We start from the raw sequence: 17,548 nt of genomic DNA on the forward strand, positions 1-17,548 counted from the left end.
CCTATTGCCGACGAAGAATGAGGGCACCATTGGGGGTGCTGTCGCAGGTGCTGATGAAGCAGTTTCGGGCATCGGACACCTGGTTGGGCGACGCCCCTCTGATCTGGCGTACACCTTCGGTCACCAGATTGGCCCCGTGCAGATAGACTTCGGAAAGGCTGCCGCCCGAAGTGTTGACCGGAAGCTGCCCCCCTGCCCCGAGCGCGCCCGAGGCGGCCATCGCCGCGGCCTCGCCCCTACCGCAAAAGCCGTAGTTTTCGAGACTGAACAGGACGAGGGGCGAGAAGGCATCGTAAATCTGCGCGACGTCGATATCGGGCGGTGCCAGATCGGACTGGCGCCACAAATTCCGGGCCGTCGCTGCCGAGGAACTGACGAACGGATCGGCCCCGTGATAATCGGTCATCAACTGGTGTTCGCGGGTCATCCCCTGTGAAAAGGCATGGATCAGCGCCGGGCGATGCCGGCAATCCGCAGCGCGATCCGTAGCCGTCAGCACGATGGCAATGGCCCCGTCGCTCTCCAGGCAATTGTCGAACAGGCACAGTGGGTCGGAGATCATCCGGGCACCGAGATAATCCTCGATGCCCATTTCCCTGTCGCGCATGAGCGCATCGGGGTTGCGCCGCGCATAGGCCCGCTGGGTCAGCGCAACAGCAGCGAGCTGCTCGCGTGTCGCCCCATGATCGTGCATATAGCGCCGCATGAGCATGGCCACCTCGTCCACCGGACGCGACAGGCCGTGCGGGCGCGACCATTTCCAATGATCGCCGATCCTCGGCTGCACGCCCGCCCATTGCCGTTTGGAAGGGTCGCCGCGCTTGCGGGACCGCCACACGACACCGACTTTTGCGATGCCGAGCGCGATCGCCATGGCAACCTGTCCGATCGCGCCGCAAACCGCCCCCCCGCCATGCGCCACCTGACTGAAGAAATGCAGTTCTCCGAAGCCCAGATTGCGCGCGATCTCGAACTCCGGAGTCGTTTCCTGCGTGAAGCATCCCAGAGCGTCCACGTCTGACGCGTCTATCCCGGCATCGTCCAGTGCGTTACGGATCGCCATGCACGCCAACTGAAGCTCCGTGTGCTCCAGGTTCTTGCCGAACTCCGTCTGCCCGATACCGACGATCGCGGTCCGGTCTTTCAGGGCGGCGCGATCGCTCACGCCTCTTGTCCCTGCGCCGAGACGCCATCGTGAAAGGGATAGGGCTGCCCAAGCATGCCGAGAGGCCCGAACTGGCTGGCAAGTTGCGGCAGGAAGTGATCCTGCAACGCCTCGAGAGTCCAGCCCCCCTCCCGGATCAGCGTCTTGCCATAATGCGGCTGGACCATATGCGCGACACGTTCCCCGCCCGATCCGAAGATCTGACCGCTGACACTTTGCGCCAGATCGCTGCACAGAAAGGCGACCAGATCGCCGTTGAGGCCGGGATCGACGAACGGCAACGGTTTGCCCGCGAACGTATCCGACATGCGTGTGGTGCCCGTCGGGCCGATTGCATTCACGCGGATGCCGTACCGGGCAAGCTCGAGCGCCCAGCTATAGGTCATCGAGGCGATGGCGCCCTTGGCGGCCGCATAGTTGGTCTGGCCGAAGCTGCCGAAATGTGCGCCCGATGTCGTGTTGACGATCGCTCCGCCGCGACCCGCCTCTCGCATTGCCAGGGCGGCGGTCTGGCTGCACCAGAAGGTGCCTTTGACATGAACCTGCCAAACGGAATCGAATTCCTCGTCGCTCATTTTGAGGAAGGATCGGTCGCGCAGGTTTCCGGCATTGTTGACCAGAATATCGACCGCGCCAAACGCATCGACACACTGCCCTATCAGCGCCTCGGCGCCCCCGCGCGATGCGATATTGGCATCGCTGGCCGCAGCCTTTCCGCCCGATGCCTCGATGGCCTCCACAGTCTCCGCCGCGACACTGCGATCGATATCGTTCACGATCACACTGGCACCGCAGCGCGCCAGAGCCAGGCAATGCCCCTTGCCGATGCCGCGTCCGCCACCGGTCACGATGGCGGCTTTCCCATCGAGAATGCTCATGACACTTTTTCCTTCCTGTCAGCGGCGATGCGCGATGGTATTGTGGCCACGGGGCCGGCCAGGCTTGCCAGCAGGCTGCCCCGCATTTCCTCGAGCGCCGCGATATGCTCGTCCTTCACCGTGTCGTATCCGCGCACGAGTTCCGGCCAGCTCGCGATCTCGGTCGCAGCTTCGTATCGCTTGGCGTCCAACCGCTCGATCACCATGGCGATGTCGCTTTCATATTGCGCGATGAGCCCCCGTTCCATTTTGCGATGGGCCGCATAGCCAAACGGATCGAAAGGCGTGCCGCGCAGGCGCTTGAAGCGGGATAGCAGCTTCAGCGCGGGCAATATCCAGCTACCGAACCGGCGTTTGGGATAACGCCCGGTAACCGGATCGCGCCGCTGCAGGATCGGCGGGGCCATGAGGAATTCGATCGAGTATTCGCCTTCGAATTCTTCCGCGATCGCGTCGCGAAATGCCTCGCTGCTTAGATGGCGGGCGACTTCATACTCGTCCTTATAGGCCAACAGCTTATAGTAATATCGGGCCACAGCGGTCGCGAGCCGACCATCGTTCCCGGCCAGGGCGCTTTCCGCGGCGCGCACTTGCGCTACGAGATCGACATATCGCTGCGCGTAGGCCCGATCCTGATAGGCTTCGAGTTCCCGCGCATAGTCGGCGATCAGATCGTCGAGCGACACGGACTGCGGATCGGCGGTATTCTTCGCCGCGACCAGCTCCGCGACGAGAGTCGGATCATGCGCCAGCAAGCGTCCCCAGGCAACGGAAGCACGGTTCATCTCGACGGCGGCACCGTTCAGTTGGATGGCGCGATCGAGGGCGTCGAGCGAAACCGGCAGCCATCCGCGCTGCGCCGCAAACCCCACGAGCATGAGATTGGCCGCCACTTCGTTTCCTGTCAGCGCGTAGGCCAACCGGCCGGCTTCGATGAACTCGGAATCGGCCGAACGCTGCGCGATAGCCCGCTCCATCTCGTCCGTGCCGAGATCGAGATCGGGGTTGGTCGCGAAGTCCGAAGTGGGCGCCACCCGGCTGTTGACCACGGCTTTCGTCATCCGCTTGCGCATCCGCCCAAGCACATCGGCCGATGCCGTTACCACCATGTCGCTGCCGATCACCAGATCGGCACGGCCGATCCGGCTTGTCTTGAGCGCCTGCGGCGAATTGGCGACCTTCACATGGCTCGTCACCGGGCCATTGCGCTGCGCCAGACCGGTCACATCAAGGACCGACGCACCCTTGCCTTCCAGATGCGCCGCCATGCCGAGGATTGCCCCCAGTGTGACCACGCCGGCCCCACCGATACCGGTCACCAGCAGGCTGAACGGCGAGGCGGTGGATGCCGCTTCGGGCACGGGCAGCGCATCGACATATCGCGTGTAGTCCTGCTGCCCGTCCGACCGCTTGCGCGGCTGCCCGCCATTCACGACGACGAAGCTGGGGCAATAGCCATCCGTGCAGGAAAAATCCTTATTACAGGCCGACTGGTTGACGCGCCGCTTGCGCCCGAACCGCGTCTCGACGGGCTCCAGTGCGATGCAATTCGATTGCACCGAGCAATCGCCGCAGCCTTCGCATACGCGGGTATTGATGAAAGGGCGCGAATCCGGATCGGGCGCCAGCCCCCTCTTGCGCCGACGCCGCAATTCGGTGGCGCAATTCTGATCGTAGATGATCGCCGTCACACCCGGCGTATCGCGCATCCGGCGCTGGACCGCGTCCATCTCGTCGCGGTGGTGGATGGTCGTACCCGGAGCGAAATTTGCGTCGGGCGAATAGGTATCGGGCTCGTCCGAGACGATGGCAATTGCCTCGACACCTTCCGCGTGAATCTGCCGGCTCAACGTATCGACCCGCATCTGGCCCGCTATTTCCTGCCCGCCCGTCATGGCGATCGCATCGTTGGCGAGGATCTTGTAGGTGATGTTGACCCCGGCCGCGACCGCCGCGCGAATGGCGAGCAGGCCCGAGTGATAGTAGGTCCCGTCCCCCAGGTTCTGGAAGATATGATCGGTGCCGGTGAAGGGCGAAATGCCGATCCAGGGCGCGCCTTCGCCGCCCATCTGGAACAGGGTCGGCGTGTTCCGCTCGGGCAGGAAGGTGGCCATCCCGTGGCAACCGATACCGCCGAAGGCGACACTGCCATCGGGCACTTTGGTCGACCGGTTGTGCGGGCAGCCTGCACAGAAGCTCGGCATTCGGGCCAGTGTGGCCGCCGGCAGAGCCGGAGGCGCGCTTTCCGCCTCCAGACCATCCAGCGCCGCGCGGAGGCCGTCATCTCCGGTCAAAGCGATGAGTCTCGCAGCGATCGACCGCGCGGCGATGAGTGGGGTCGTCTCGCCCACCGCCGGGACCAGCGGCGATCCGTCCGGGTCTGTCTTTCCAGTCAGCAGTGGCGCATTTGCGCGGTTGACGAACAGGCTGGCGATCTGGTCCTCGATCACCGGGCGTTTTTCCTCGACCACCAGGATTTCGCGATGACCCTCGGCAAACTCGCAAAGCGTTTCAGGCTCCAGCGGCCAAGGCATCGCCACCTTGAACACCGAGACACCCAGTTCCCTGCACCGCGCAGCATCCAGGCCGAGGTCCTCGAGCGCCTGCATGACGTCGAGATAGGCCTTGCCGCTGGTCACGATGCCCAGCGTGCGGGATGGTGCCGCAATCGCCTCTCGATTGAGCCGGTTGACCCTGACATATTCGAGCAGCGCGGGAATGCGCTGATTGTACTGGCGATCTTCCGCTTTGAGGGCCGGGACGCCCCAACGCGCGGCCAGTCCCTCGCCATCCCTGTCGGGAATAGTGATCGATGGCCGGTTCGGGTCGATATCGACCGATGCGCTGCTTTCGATGATATCGGTAACGCATTTCATCCCAATCCAGCAGCCCGAATGGCGAGACATGGCAAAACCGTGCAGGCCGAGATCGAGATAATCCTGCACCGACGACGGGTTCAGGAAAGGCATCCCGAAATGGATGAAGGCGTGGTCGCTCTGATGGGCTGTGGTGGACGATTTCGCGCCATGATCGTCTCCGGCGAGGACCAGCACGCCGCCATTGGGTGCGGAACCCGAATAGCTCCCGTGCTTCAGCGCGTCGCCCGAACGGTCCACGCCCGGACCCTTGCCGTACCAGATGCCGAAAACACCGTCATATCGCGCATTGCCGAACAGGCCGACCTGCTGCGAACCCCAAACGGCGGTGGCGCCGAGATCCTCGTTGATCCCCGGCTCGAAATGGATGTGATGCTCTTCGAGCAGTTCGGGCACCTGATTGAGCGCGATGTCGTATCCACCGAGCGGCGACCCGGTGTAACCCGATATGAAGCCCGCAGTATTGAGCCCTGCGTCGATATCGCGCTGGCGCTGCATCAGCGGCAGGCGGACAAGCGCTTGCGATCCCGACAGGAACACGCGCCCCGAACGCTGGGTGTACCGGTCTTCGAGGCGATACTCCAAATCGATACTTGTTTCGGTCATGACGCGGCCGCTTGCATCCGTGCCCGCGCCGTTTCGCTCGCCTCCACCACGGCTTCGACAAGTCCGTCATGCCCCCACACATCGCCTTCGCAGAATTCGTTCGGCGACCAGCTTTCATCGAGCAACTTGCCACCGCAGCCGACCTCGACATCGAACCCGCCCGGCGCGCGCATATAGAACGACAGCATGCCATCGTTCCGGTGCCGCCCGAGCGTGCTGACCACATCGAGGCCATATCGCTTCGCGCGGTCCAGCGTCTTTCCGACATCGTCGATATCTCTCATTTCGACGAGCATGTGCTGAAGCACGTTGCCCGCCCCCATGTCGACCATGGCGATGCTGTGATGGCGGGAATTGCAGCGCAGGAACTGCAGCGCTGCATCGGGACCGAAGCGGATGTAATCGGACAGCTTGAAGCCGAGCACACGCGTATAGAAATCGAAGCACTTTTCCTGATCGTCGACGAAGAGATTGAAGTGGCCGACCCCAAGCGCCCCGGCGACGAATTTCAGGTCGGGAACGGGCGAGGCGAAATTGTAGTCGGTCGTCGGGCCGTAATAGAGTTCGAGCTGGTTCCCGGACGGATCGGCGCAATAGGCAATCCCCGTCACGGCCCGCGCCAGGGCATCCGCGGGCGTCCCTTCGCGCACCTCGATACCTTCGGCGCGCAATTCCGCCACCGCAGCCGCCAGCTCGAGATGCCCGTCCAGTTCGAGCCCGAAATAGAGCAGCTTGCCGTCTTCCTCGCTTTTGTGGACCGCCACGCGCCATTGGCGTTCGTCCATCTTGAGATAGACCGAACCGTCCTCGGCAACCCCTTCGGGACGCCCTGTGTCGGGGCGCGGCTGCCCCGGTTCGCCCCAGCCTTCGCCAGGCACGGCGCGGGCAGGCATCATGCCAAGCACCTCGACCGCGAAATCCCGCCAGGCACCGGGATTCGCCGTGCCGATACCCACATATCCGAGCGATTTGATATTCATGGCTTTTCTTCCCTTTCAGAGAGGGCGCAGGCCGCATCCGGGACCCAGCAGGGCAGAGCGACATCCTCCGCCAATCGAACAAATGTGAGACGCATCCGGTCGCCGATCGCGATCTCGGCCGGCGCGACCGACCCGATGCCTTCTTCCGCAGAGGCGACGATCGCCCCCACCATCCTGATCCCGGGCAACCCATCGGGTATGATCAGCCCCACGATGTAGGGGGCGAGCGGGGCGAAGGCGGGGAGCAGCGGCGGGTGTGGCACCACGTAGGACCACAACTGCCCGGTCGGCGCGCATTCCTGCCAGCCCAGCTCCATCGAGCGACAGGCGGGACACATCGCTCGGGGCGGGTGTTGGCGGTGCCCGCATTGCTTGCAGGTCTGGACCAACAGCCGGCCTTCGTCGCAAGCTTGCCAGAAAGCCCGGTCGACGGGATCGTCCACGATCGGAAGGGGTATGCTTTCGATCATCGGCTCATGCCCGGTACAGCAGCTTCCAGTCGAAGCAGACCGCTGGTTTTTCGGAACCGACCACATGGATCGCGACGCTCACGGTCAGCATGGTGCCGCCTTTTTCCTCGGCCACCGCGGCGACTTTCGTTCGGCCGTGTATCCGTGCCCCCGAGGGCACCGGCGACACGAACCGGACATTGTCGAGCCCGTAATTCAGAGCGCTGCCATGACCGACTATGGCCAGGTCGGAACTGTTCTTGATCACGCTGGAAAGCGCCAGAATCAGGAAGCCATGCGCAATCGTGGTTCCGAGAGGCGTTTCGGAAGCCCGTGCGGGATCGACATGAATCCACTGGTGATCGCCGGTCATTTCGGCGAATTCGTCGATCATGCGCTGGGGCACTTCGATGGCAGGGCTCCACGCCCCGAACTCGCCCCCCACACGTTGCGTCAAGGCGTCGAGATCGTCGTACCGGATCGTATCATTCGTCATGTCGAGATGGGTTCCTGCTTGTGCATGGCCGATCGCGCGGCAAAGCATTCGCGCGCCTTGCGCAGTTCGGTTTCGACAGCGATGTTCATCGCCCGGACGGCGGCGCCGTTGAGGGTGGATTTGATCGCCGCCAGCGTTGCCGCGTCGGCGGTTTCGAATTTGGCTGCGAGCCGCATGGCCGCATCCTGCAACCGATCGTCCGCGACCACTTCGCCGATCAGCCCGGCCCGCAGGGCGGCCCCGCTATCCAGAACCGCGCTGCCGAACATGATCTCGCGCGCGGCGACATCCCCGACGATCCTGGGCAGCAGGAAAGTCGATCCCATCCCCGGCATCAGGCCGAGACGCGCGAAGGGGAACGAGAAGCTCGCGCTGTCCGCGGCGATCCGGAAATCGAGCGGCAGCAGCATGGTGCAGCCAAGCCCGACCGCCTTGCCATTGATCGCCGCGATGGTCGGCTTGGCGATCGTCAGCAATTCGGTCGCGAACCCGCCGATGAAATCCTCTTCGCCGAGGCGCAGCCCGTTCTGCCCCTTCTCGCCGTTCAGGAAGTTGCGATCGGCGCCGACACAAAAGGCCCTGCCCTTGCCGGTCAGGACGATGGCACAGACCTCGCTGTCGGACGCCAGGGTGCGGAATGCGTCGACCAGCTCGTCCCCCATATCGGGCGTATAGGCGTTGAGCACATCGGGCCGGTCGAGGCGGATAATCCCCGTCCTGCCGATCCTGTCGACCTGCACCTGCTGCTTACCCGTCATCGCGCGCCTCGGGATCGTAAGCGGCCCATTCGGGCGGGCGACGCTCCAGAAAGGCGTCGATCCCCTCCTGAAAATCGGGTCCGCGATTGTGCGTTTCGATATCGCGCCAAGCAGCATCCAGGGATTGCGACAGCGGCAGTTCCAGCGACCTCCAGATCGCCCGCTTGGTCCTCGCCATCGCGGATGGGGAATTGGCTGCGATGAGGGCCGCGAGTTCGCGCGCTCGTTCCATCAACTGAGATGCGGGGACGACTTCGCCGACCAGGCCCAGCTCGCATGCGCGCGCGGCGGACATGGTATAGCCGCGCCCGACCAGCGCCAGCCGCAAGACCGCTTCGAGCGGAATCTTGCGGGCCAGTGCCACCGGCTCCAATCCGGCGACCAGCCCGCTGCTGACGTGGCTATCGCAGAACGTCGCCTCATCGCTGGCGATGACGATGTCGGCATCGGCTACGAAATGCAGCCCGCCTCCGACCACCTGCCCGTTGATCGCGCAGATCACCGGTTTCCAGACATCGTTGCGCAGCCCGGTCCAGGCCATCGCGCCATGCCCGTCGCTCTCCTCGACACGCGGAAGGTCGGCAAGATCGGCGCCGGTGCAGAAGGCCTTGCTCCCCGCCCCGGTCACTATCGCCACGACAACCTGCGGGTCACGCCGGATTGCGGACCAGGCTTGCGGCAATTCCACATGCATCCGGTGGTTGACCGCATTGCGCCGTTCGGGGCGCTGAAGGCGCAACTCGGCGACGCCGTCGCGGACCGAATAATCGAGTGTCTCAAACACCCGCATACCCTCCGCTCGCATCCAGACGGGAAATTTCCTCCGTCAGCCAGGCCTCGCTGCCACTGAGGATCTGCCATTGCTTGGCCCGGCGGAAGAAAAGCTGAGGATCCGCTTCGGTCGTGTAACCAAGCCCCCCATGAACCTGGATGCCGAGAGCGGATGCCCGCCGGAAAATGTTGCAGGCCTGCAGTTTCGCGATCGCCGCCTCGAGCGCATAGGGCCGTGCCTCGTCATGCATCCAGGCCGCATTGCGATAGAGCACACGGGCGCCTTCGATCTCGACGATTGCATCGGCGAGATAATGGGCAATGGCCTGAAATGCCCCGATCGGCTTGCCGAAGGCTTCGCGTTCCTTGGCATAGGCGGTGCTGATTTCGTGAATCCGCCGCGCGGCGCCGGTTGCAGCCGCGGCGATGGCGACGCAGGCCTTGGACATCGCCGCCCGCCAGGCTTCTGTCGGATCGGCGCCATCGGCGAAAACCCGCTCAGACGGAACGAAGACATCTTCGAATTGCACTTCGAAACAGGGCTCGCTCGCCATGGTCTGCTGCCTGCGCAAAGTGATGCCGTCGGCCCCGGGGGATACGGCCAGGGCGACCACGTGGCCGCCTTGTTCATCGCGGCCGAAAACAATGAGATCGTCGGCGATGCTGGCGAAGGAAACGAAGTGTTTCGTGCCCGAAATCCGCACGCCCTTCGGATCGCGGCGGAGCACGGCCTGCTGGTCGCTCAGATCTTCGCCCCTCCCCGCCTCGCTCGATGCGATCGCGACGATGCGCGAGCCATCGGCGATTCCCGGCAACAGTGCCGCCGACAGGGAAGCGTCGCCAGCCGCCTCGATGAAGGATGCAGCCAAGACCGAGCTGGCGAGATGGGGAGACTGCGCGAGATGATAGCCGAACTGCTCGTGCACGAGGGCACATTCGAGCAGGCCGAGACCGTGGCCGCCATGGGCCTCGGCAATCGAAATACCACATAGCCCCTGATCGGCGAGGGCGTGCCAGAAATCCCGATCCAAGCCATCTTCGTCGGATTCGAGCCGACGCAGCGCCGTCAGCGGGAACCGGTCCTCGCACAGGTCGCGGACCATATCCTGCAGCATTCTCTGTTCGTCGGACAGCCCGAGGTCCATGCGCGCCTCATCTTCCCAATCGCTAAAGTCACCGGGAAGTGGTCAGATGGCCGCGCTCACCTCAACTCTGTTCGAACTCATATTTCCGAAGCCGATCGCTCAAGGATTCCAGCGCGAGCCCGAGCAGTGCCAGGCCGACGAATCCCCGCCCGGGCCGGGCAGCGCGACGCGGATCGTCGCAGTCGTGACGATATCGTCACCGACCAGAATTTCCGCGTCGATCTCCACCCATACGAGCGTGTCGGATTCGGCCGACAGATCGACCACGGCGCCGCGGATCGTGAGGTTCCCCACCGGGCATAGCGGCCGACGCATGGCAAAGCGCAGCCTGCCGATGCGTCCCGATGGCCCGCTCCAATCGGTAACGAACCGGCTGATCAGTCCCGCCTGGGTGTAATTGTTCATGATAATGTCGGGCAGGCCGGCCTCCCGCGCCCAGTCGGGATCGTGGTGCTGCGGCTGCCAGTCCCTCGACGCAGCCGCCCCCATGCTCACGAGTCTGCGCGTGACCGGCAGAAGCAGGTCGGGCAGTTTCATGCCGATATGTGGCTTGGGCGCGCGGTTCATGCGTCAACCCTCCCATATCCGAGGAAAGTCAGGCTCTGGACACCGGCAAGGGTGCCGTCCGGCTTGTGATAGACGACATCGATTTCCCAGTTGCGCCCCGTCCCGAGCTTGGATTCGCGCTCATCGCCGACACTACGCAATATCTGTTCGGCCTTGACGGAATCGCCTGCGCGAAGAGGCTCGTGAAGTTCGAGTTCGACCTCCGTCACGAGCCCATTCTTGTAGCCAAGCGCATCCTTGACCATGAAATGCAGTTCCAAGGTACGCGGGGCCGGACCTTCGCGCTCGGGCCGCCAGTCATGGTCGATGGCCCAGCTTGGCAGCATCATGGGCGGTGCGATTACGGTCTCGGTTTCCTCGCGTGCCAGACGGTAATCCCAGTAGAGTGGATTCGCGTCTTCGATCGCCACGCAGAAATTGGCCCACAGGCCCTGTTCCACCGTAAGGACATGGTCCATCACGATCACCGGCTTGCCCAGCCAATCCTTCACTGTGTCGGGTAGGCTCGTCATTCCGTCCCCCTAAAAGAACACCGGCCCTGCATTCGGCAGTCCGGACCGTCACGATCCGCAGACGACCGATCTTTGATGCTTCGATGTTGGCCCGCGATCGGCCGATCCGCAACAGATCGGGCGCGTTTGCGAGCGATAGGCGAGCAGCCGTGCGGCCTTTGGGCTGCCTATGACGATGGCAATCGAAGCGTCGCTCAGCCGCGCTCCCAATGTTAATGGAGGGGATCTTGGCACTGCGCCAATCACTCTGGATCGACACGGCCGATGATCCGGCCGCAGCGCGCACGACCATCGGCGAGGCGCTGTCGCGTTCGGCTGAAAAATGGGCCGACGATGCCGCCCTTGCCTTCGTCCACCAGCCGGCGATCGGCGACTTCCGTTGGACCTTCGGCGAGCTCGACCGGCTGTCCGACGAACTGGCGCGCGGCTTGATCGCGCATGGTTTTACAGCGGGCGATCGGATCGGCGTCTGGGCTTCGAACCATCCGAACTGGATCTTTCTGCAATATGCCATCGCCAAGGCCGGAATGGTCCTGGTGGCGATCAATCCGCTCTATCGTGAACGCGAACTCGCTTATGCCTTAAAGGCATCGCACGTGGTGGCCGTCTTTCACGGCGGCCAGGTCGGCGGCGCCTCGCCCGCCCACATACTCACGAATATCGCGGACGAAACGCCGCTGCTGCGTGCCCGTTTCGATCTGACCTGCGATCTGGAGCGGATCGCCTGCGCAGCCCGCCCCGGCACGCGGCTGCCCGACGTTGCGGCGGACGATGTCTGCATGATCCAGTACACATCGGGCACCACGGGCGTGCCCAAGGCGGCGTGGCTGCCGCATGGGGGCATCACCGCCATCGCGGCGCGCACCTACAAGCGCTGGGGCTTCGGGCATGGCGATCGCGTGTGCCATGGCTTTCCGCTGTTCCATGTCGGCGGGTCGGGCAGCTCGACGCCGGGGTCGCTGATCGTCGGCGCGACCACGCTGCCGATCTACATTTTCAACGCCGGGCAGGCGCTGGACATCCTCGAACGCGAACGCTGCACCGGTTTCATCGGCGTTCCCTCCATGCTCACCGCCATGATGGAAGAGCCCGGCTTCGCTGCGCGCGACCTGTCGGCCTTGCAACGGATCGTGATCGGCGGGGCGGCAGTGCCCCCACCCTTTCTCAAACGGTGCGAAGACACGTTCGGCGTGCCCATGCTCAACGGCTACGGTCAGACCGAAAGCTGCGGTGTAAGCGCAAGCGTAAGGATGGACGATAGCGCCGAGAAGAAGACCGCAACCAGCGGCCTCGCCCTCGGAGGAGTCGGTCTCAAGGTCGTCGACACGAAGGGGCAGGTGCTGCCTTGCGACACGCCGGGCGAGCTGTGTGTCGATGGCCCCGGCAAGATGCTGCGCTACGGCGACACTGCCGCCACCGACGAAGCCTTCGACAGCGACGGCTGGCTCAGGACGGGCGACATCGCCACAATGGACAGCGAAGGTTACGTGACCATCGTGGGCCGGCTGAAGGAAATGGTCATTCGCGGCGGCGAAAACCTCTATCCCGCCGAAATCGAAGCCTATCTGATCGAACATCCCGATATCGCCGAAGCGGCGGTCTTCGGATTGCCCGACGACAAATACGGCGAAGAGCTGTGCGCGGTGTTGCGCCCCGCACGCCCGGACCATGCCGATGCGGATGCGGTTCGGGACTGGTGCTTCAGCCAAGTCTCTCGCTGGAAGGTGCCACGCTACATCGCTTTCGTCGACGCAATGCCGACCACGGCATCGGGAAAGATCGTCAAACACGAACTGCGGCCGCAAATGGCCGCTCGGTTCGGCACAACCAGCGAAGAAATCACGGAGCAGGCTGATGAAGTATGATGGGTACGAAGCGCTAAAAATCGACCGGGACGGTTCGATCCTGACGATCACGATCGACCGGCCGGAGGTGAAAAATGCCGTCAACCCGCAGATTCATAACGAGTTCTCGCGCATCTTCTACGACGTCGATCGCGATCCCGAAGTGTCGGTCGTCGTCCTGACCGGTTCGGGCGAAGCGTTCAGCGCCGGCGGCGACATCGACTGGCTCGTGTCCCTCGATGGCGACCTTGCGGCGACCTCCGCCAGCATCGAGAACGATCGCCGCATCCAGAACTCGCTGCTCGATCTCGAGAAGCCGATCATCGCGCGTGTCGTCGGCCCCGCAGTCGGTCTGGGCTGTTCCCTGGCGCTGTTCTGCGACTTCGTTTACGCCACACCCGATGCGCGGTTTGCCGATCCGCACGTCGCAATCGGCCTGGTCGCCGGCGATGGCGGGGCCGTTATCTGGCCGCAGCTCATTGGCTATGCGCGTGCCCGCAAATACCTTCTTACCGGCGACCCGATCATGGGCAGCGAGGCGGCAGAAATCGGCCTGATCACCGAAGCGGTCGAACGGGAGCGGATCGACGAAGTCGTCGATGCGATGGCCCAGCGTATGGCCAAGGCTGCGACACTGGCCGTGAAATGGACCAAGTCCTCCATCAATGCCGGGCTCAAGGTGACGGCGAACGCCATCATCGACCGCGCCGCAGCTTACGAGAATCTGTCCATGCTCACCCAGGATCACCGCATCGCGGTCGATGCGTTTCGTGCGCGGAGCAAACCCGAATTCATCGGCCGCTAGCGATGGCGCAGAACCGCCTGGAGGGGCGCTGTGTCGTCATCACCGGAGCCGCCGCCGGACTGGGCGAAGCGCTCGCCCGACAATGCGCCGCCGAGGGTGGCAACATCATGGTCGTCGATATCGATGGCGACGCTGCCGACAGGGTGGCAGAGGAACTTTGTGAAGGCGGGGTACGCGCGCTCGCTTTTCAGGGCGACATCGCCTGCGCCGATACCATGGCCGCGCTGGCGGAAGAATGCAGACTGCACTTCGGTGGCTGCGACTTCCTGATCAACAATGCCGGAATAGCGATCTGCCGCCCGCTGGTCGATTGCGATGCCCGCGATTGGGCGCGCATATTGTCGGTCAATCTTGTCGGGCTGGTCAATTGCACCGCGGCTTTCATCCCGATGATGTCCGATGCGGGGCGCGGCCACATCGTGAACATCGCGTCCATGGCCGGGCTGGTTCCGCTGCCCGGTTTCGGCATCTATTCCGCCAGCAAGCATGCCGTTGTCGGCTACAGCGAAGTGCTGGCGGAAGAACTTGCGCCGAGGGGGATCGATGTGTCGATCGTGTGCCCGGGCTGGATAGCCACGACGATCCAGGACAAGACCGACACCGATCAGCCGCCCATCATGGATCCGGAACTGTGCCGCGTTATCGCTGCGGAGGAAGCGGCTGAGATAATCCTCAGCGGGATGCTCGATCGAAGACGCCATATCGCGACCCATGCGGAATGGCTCACGCCCGTATCGGAACGTCACACCATGATCGCCCAGGCCTTCGCTGACGCCCCGCCTTGTCCCGATAAAAACAATGACTGATCGCCGCCCGGATATGGCCGCATGCCGTTACGGCAAAGCGAGCACGAACCGAGTGGCACCTCAGCTTTTGCGCAGATACCAAAATACCGGAACCAGGGAGGATTACCGAAGAGTGATTTCCGGGGTTCACAGGTTTGGCGATTTCGGTCTTCGCCGGACGGTTTGCGTCGACCGGGGAAACCTTCGGTTGTGTGGAGGCTTTCGTGGGATTCACTCTCCGCGACCCGCCCTTTCAAGTCGACGGCGCAGCGACCGCTGGATCGGGAAACGAAATACAGCCAGACACTTTATGGGGAGGAATATCGAATGCTAGGTGGCAAAACCCTGTTGCTGTCTTCTGCTGCTATGTGTGCAGCGCTTGTGCCGGTTTCGGCACTGGCACAGGAGACGGACGACGAAAACGGCGCGGACGAGAACGGCGGCACCGTCATTATCGTGACAGCGCAGAAGCGCGCGGAAAACCTCGCCGAAGTTCCCATGTCCATCACCGCCATCACCGGCGAGGCGCTGGTGACGGCAGGCGTTTCCGAAGCGGCGGATCTGGTCAAGGTCGTACCCGGGTTCAACTATCAGCAGGGCGCGTTCGGCACACCGATCCTGTCGATCCGCGGCATCGGCTATGCCGACAATTCGGCCTCCGCGGGACCGGCCGTTACCGCTTATGTCGACCAGGTCGCACTACCCTATTCTTCGATGACCCGGGGAGCAGTGCTCGATCTCGAGCGAGTCGAAGTCCTCAAGGGACCGCAGGGCACGCTGTTCGGCATGAACTCCACTGGCGGCGCCATCAATTTCATCGCCGCGCGCCCCACCGATCAGCTCGAATTCGGCGGGACGGCGACCTATGGCCGCTTCAACGAATTCAATCTCGAAGGTTTTGTCAGCGGTCCGCTGGGCGACACTCTGGCTGCCCGTGTTGCCGTGCAATACGAAACGCGCGACGGCTGGCAATACAGCACGACCCGGCCCGATGACCGGCTCGGCAAGAAGGATTTCCTCAACGGTCGCTTGCTCGTCGACTGGGAACCGACCGATACGCTCAGCCTCCAGTTCGGCGCATCCGCATGGCGGGATCGTTCGGAAAGCCAGGCGGCGCAGTTCATCCAGTTCACCCCGGCCGTGCCCGTCACTCCGCTGACACAGTACATTGCGGATGCGATGCAGGCCTCTCCACCCGCCGGGGACAATCCGCGCGAAGCCGATTGGGACGCCGGAGCCGATCTGCGCCGGGACGATGAATTCTATCAATTGTCGCTCCGCGCCGATCTTGACCTGTCGGACGATATCTTGCTGACATCGATCACAGCCTGGTCGGAATTCGATGGCAATCAGCCGATCGATATCGACGGTACGGCGTTCAACAATTTCCTCGTCGCCGAACACCCGACGCGTATCGAAACCTTCTCTCAGGAACTGCGCCTTTCGGGATCGGTGGGCAATGTCGACTGGATGATTGGCGGCAACTACCAGGACGAGGATCTGCGCGAATCGACCTATACGATCGCCCAGGGCACCAATGGGACCATCGGCCCGTTCATCTTCTCTCCGCTAGGCCAGCTTGCCGTGCAGAATGTCGAAACCGCATCGGTCTTCGGCAGTCTCGATTTCCATCTGACCGAGGATCTGACCCTGCAGGGGTCGATCCGCTACGCGTCGCAGAAACGGGACTTCGCCGGCTGTATCAGCGACGCCGGAGCGGGCGTGGTCGGTGTAAGCGCCGGCGATGCCTTTTCCTTCCTGGCCACGATCCTGTCGGGCACCCCGACCACGATCCCGCCAGGCGGCTGCGTAACGCTCGACGCGGCGACTTTCGCGCCCGGTCTGGCGACATCGAGCCTCGACGAGGACAATATCTCCTGGCGGGTGGGGATCGACTACAAGCTTTCGCCCGATGCGCTGATCTATGCCAATGTCACGCGCGGCTACAAGGCGGGGAGTTACGGCCTGGTGCCCGCGATCCTGTCCAGCCAGTTCACGCCGGTCACCCAGGAATCGGTCCTGGCATACGAGGTCGGATCGCGTTTCAGCACGCTGGACGAAACCTTCAGCTTCGAATTCGCCGCGTTCTACAATGACTATCGCGACAAGCAGTTGCAGGGAATTGTCCTGACGCCCGTGTTCGGCCCGCTACCCCAACTCGTGAACATTCCGGAATCGGAAGTGTACGGGTTCGAGGCCACGGGTGTCCTTCGGCCGATCCGCGGATTGCGCTTCAGCCTCGGCATCACTCATGTGAAAACCAAGGTGCAGCAGGATCCGCAGGCCCCGGCCGAACCTCGCGATCCGTTCGGCGCCTTGACCAGTTACGTGGGTGAAAGCTTCCCCAACACGCCCCCCTGGCAAGTCAATGCCGATGCGGAATATCGCTTCTCGCTCGGTGATGGCGGCCTGGGTGCGGTCCTCGGCGCAAGCCTGACGGTTCGCGATTCGAGCCCGGCCGCGTTCGGTGAGAACCCCATCTTCGAACTGCCTTCGGTGGCGCTGCTCGACCTGCGGTTCGGTATCGAGGACGAGGACGCCGGTTGGTCGGCCCAGATCTGGGGCCGCAATGTCACCAATGCGTTCTACTATAACAATGTGACCCATCTGACGGACTATGTCTCGCGCATCGCTGGCATGCCCGCCACTTACGGGGTCACTCTGGGTTATCGATACTGACAGTGACCGTTCGCGGGTACGTCCTGCCCTCCCCCGGTCATTCCACCCTCTCTCCTGCCGCCAGGACGGAAATTCGTTTCTGACCTGGCGGCTCCCTTTTTTAACGGAAGGTATTGCATGAAAATCCTCGTCCCCGTGAAGCGGGTGATCGATTACAACGTCAAGCCGCGCGTGAAGGCGGATGGGTCTGGCGTTGATCTTGCCAACGTCAAGATGAGCATGAACCCGTTCG

At 63.3% G+C, this 17,548-nt stretch carries 15 protein-coding genes and 1 pseudogene; 5 read left to right on the plus strand and 11 right to left on the minus strand.

Annotation, left to right across the window (positions count from 1 at the left end; translation table 11 throughout):
• Position 1 precedes the first annotated feature (1 nt).
• From L5849_RS07575 to L5849_RS07625, 11 genes are all read right to left on the minus strand, one after another.
• A complete protein-coding gene (locus L5849_RS07575) occupies positions 2-1,165 on the minus strand; it encodes a lipid-transfer protein (protein WP_236925052.1) in 1,164 nt (387 codons plus the stop codon).
• Positions 1,162-2,043 carry an SDR family NAD(P)-dependent oxidoreductase gene (locus L5849_RS07580; protein WP_236925053.1) on the minus strand — a complete coding sequence of 294 codons (882 nt, stop codon included), beginning with the start codon at positions 2,041-2,043 and terminating at the stop codon, positions 1,162-1,164. The genes L5849_RS07575 and L5849_RS07580 overlap by 4 nt, the downstream gene beginning before the upstream one ends.
• Positions 2,040-5,525 (minus strand): indolepyruvate ferredoxin oxidoreductase family protein, encoded by a 3,486-nt coding sequence (locus L5849_RS07585; protein ID WP_236925054.1) that lies wholly within the window; start codon positions 5,523-5,525, stop codon positions 2,040-2,042. The genes L5849_RS07580 and L5849_RS07585 overlap by 4 nt, the downstream gene beginning before the upstream one ends.
• Positions 5,522-6,505 (minus strand): VOC family protein, encoded by a 984-nt coding sequence (locus L5849_RS07590; RefSeq protein WP_236925055.1) that lies wholly within the window; start codon positions 6,503-6,505, stop codon positions 5,522-5,524. Before L5849_RS07590 ends, L5849_RS07585 begins: the two co-directional genes overlap by 4 nt.
• Positions 6,502-6,975 (minus strand): Zn-ribbon domain-containing OB-fold protein, encoded by a 474-nt coding sequence (locus L5849_RS07595; protein WP_236925056.1) that lies wholly within the window; start codon positions 6,973-6,975, stop codon positions 6,502-6,504. The genes L5849_RS07590 and L5849_RS07595 overlap by 4 nt, the downstream gene beginning before the upstream one ends.
• Before the next feature lie 4 nt (positions 6,976-6,979).
• Positions 6,980-7,450 (minus strand): MaoC family dehydratase, encoded by a 471-nt coding sequence (locus tag L5849_RS07600; RefSeq protein ID WP_236925057.1) that lies wholly within the window; start codon positions 7,448-7,450, stop codon positions 6,980-6,982.
• A complete protein-coding gene (locus L5849_RS07605; RefSeq protein WP_236925058.1) occupies positions 7,447-8,208 on the minus strand; it encodes an enoyl-CoA hydratase/isomerase family protein in 762 nt (253 codons plus the stop codon). The genes L5849_RS07600 and L5849_RS07605 overlap by 4 nt, the downstream gene beginning before the upstream one ends.
• Positions 8,198-8,998 (minus strand): enoyl-CoA hydratase/isomerase family protein, encoded by an 801-nt coding sequence (locus L5849_RS07610; RefSeq protein ID WP_236925059.1) that lies wholly within the window; start codon positions 8,996-8,998, stop codon positions 8,198-8,200. Before L5849_RS07610 ends, L5849_RS07605 begins: the two co-directional genes overlap by 11 nt.
• A complete protein-coding gene (locus L5849_RS07615; RefSeq protein WP_236925060.1) occupies positions 8,985-10,124 on the minus strand; it encodes an acyl-CoA dehydrogenase family protein in 1,140 nt (379 codons plus the stop codon). Before L5849_RS07615 ends, L5849_RS07610 begins: the two co-directional genes overlap by 14 nt.
• 99 nt (positions 10,125-10,223) lie before the next feature.
• Positions 10,224-10,691, minus strand: coding sequence for a MaoC/PaaZ C-terminal domain-containing protein (locus L5849_RS07620; protein WP_115416031.1), 468 nt, complete (start codon positions 10,689-10,691; stop codon positions 10,224-10,226).
• Positions 10,688-11,203: a MaoC family dehydratase N-terminal domain-containing protein gene (locus tag L5849_RS07625; protein ID WP_236925061.1), complete on the minus strand. Its 516-nt coding sequence runs from the start codon at positions 11,201-11,203 to the stop codon at positions 10,688-10,690. Before L5849_RS07625 ends, L5849_RS07620 begins: the two co-directional genes overlap by 4 nt.
• Positions 11,204-11,430: 227 nt before the next feature.
• Here L5849_RS07625 and L5849_RS07630 point away from each other — a divergent pair, with 227 nt between their 5' ends.
• The 5 genes and pseudogenes from L5849_RS07630 to L5849_RS07650 form a co-directional block, all read left to right on the plus strand.
• Positions 11,431-13,068, plus strand: coding sequence for a class I adenylate-forming enzyme family protein (locus L5849_RS07630; protein WP_236925062.1), 1,638 nt, complete (start codon positions 11,431-11,433; stop codon positions 13,066-13,068).
• A complete protein-coding gene (locus L5849_RS07635; RefSeq protein ID WP_236925063.1) occupies positions 13,058-13,852 on the plus strand; it encodes an enoyl-CoA hydratase/isomerase family protein in 795 nt (264 codons plus the stop codon). Before L5849_RS07630 ends, L5849_RS07635 begins: the two co-directional genes overlap by 11 nt.
• Positions 13,853-13,854: 2 nt before the next feature.
• Complete coding sequence (locus tag L5849_RS07640) at positions 13,855-14,658, plus strand: SDR family oxidoreductase (protein WP_236925064.1); 804 nt, start codon at positions 13,855-13,857, stop codon at positions 14,656-14,658.
• A gap of 306 nt (positions 14,659-14,964) precedes the next feature.
• The gene (locus tag L5849_RS07645; protein ID WP_236925065.1) at positions 14,965-17,316 is read left to right on the plus strand and encodes a TonB-dependent receptor; all 2,352 of its coding nucleotides are present in this window, start codon (positions 14,965-14,967) and stop codon (positions 17,314-17,316) included.
• A 117-nt stretch (positions 17,317-17,433) separates the two neighbouring features.
• Positions 17,434-17,548, plus strand: a pseudogene (locus tag L5849_RS07650) (electron transfer flavoprotein subunit beta/FixA family protein); the annotation flags it as partial.

It is taken from the genome of Erythrobacter sp. SN021 (genome assembly GCF_021864455.1).

Bases quoted from the DNA above. Each gene is read 5' to 3' on its own strand.
- L5849_RS07640 (WP_236925064.1), top strand. From the start codon at position 13,855: ATGGCGCAGAACCGCCTGGAGGGGCGCTGTGTCGTCATCACCGGAGCC.
- L5849_RS07610 (WP_236925059.1), bottom strand. From the start codon at position 8,998: ATGCGGGTGTTTGAGACACTCGATTATTCGGTCCGCGACGGCGTCGCC.
- L5849_RS07620 (WP_115416031.1), bottom strand. From the start codon at position 10,691: ATGAACCGCGCGCCCAAGCCACATATCGGCATGAAACTGCCCGACCTG.
- L5849_RS07645 (WP_236925065.1), top strand. From the start codon at position 14,965: ATGCTAGGTGGCAAAACCCTGTTGCTGTCTTCTGCTGCTATGTGTGCA.
- L5849_RS07595 (WP_236925056.1), bottom strand. From the start codon at position 6,975: ATGATCGAAAGCATACCCCTTCCGATCGTGGACGATCCCGTCGACCGG.
- L5849_RS07600 (WP_236925057.1), bottom strand. From the start codon at position 7,450: ATGACGAATGATACGATCCGGTACGACGATCTCGACGCCTTGACGCAA.
- L5849_RS07580 (WP_236925053.1), bottom strand. From the start codon at position 2,043: ATGAGCATTCTCGATGGGAAAGCCGCCATCGTGACCGGTGGCGGACGC.
- L5849_RS07605 (WP_236925058.1), bottom strand. From the start codon at position 8,208: ATGACGGGTAAGCAGCAGGTGCAGGTCGACAGGATCGGCAGGACGGGG.
- L5849_RS07590 (WP_236925055.1), bottom strand. From the start codon at position 6,505: ATGAATATCAAATCGCTCGGATATGTGGGTATCGGCACGGCGAATCCC.
- L5849_RS07625 (WP_236925061.1), bottom strand. From the start codon at position 11,203: ATGACGAGCCTACCCGACACAGTGAAGGATTGGCTGGGCAAGCCGGTG.
- L5849_RS07615 (WP_236925060.1), bottom strand. From the start codon at position 10,124: ATGGACCTCGGGCTGTCCGACGAACAGAGAATGCTGCAGGATATGGTC.
- L5849_RS07585 (WP_236925054.1), bottom strand. From the start codon at position 5,525: ATGACCGAAACAAGTATCGATTTGGAGTATCGCCTCGAAGACCGGTAC.
- L5849_RS07635 (WP_236925063.1), top strand. From the start codon at position 13,058: ATGAAGTATGATGGGTACGAAGCGCTAAAAATCGACCGGGACGGTTCG.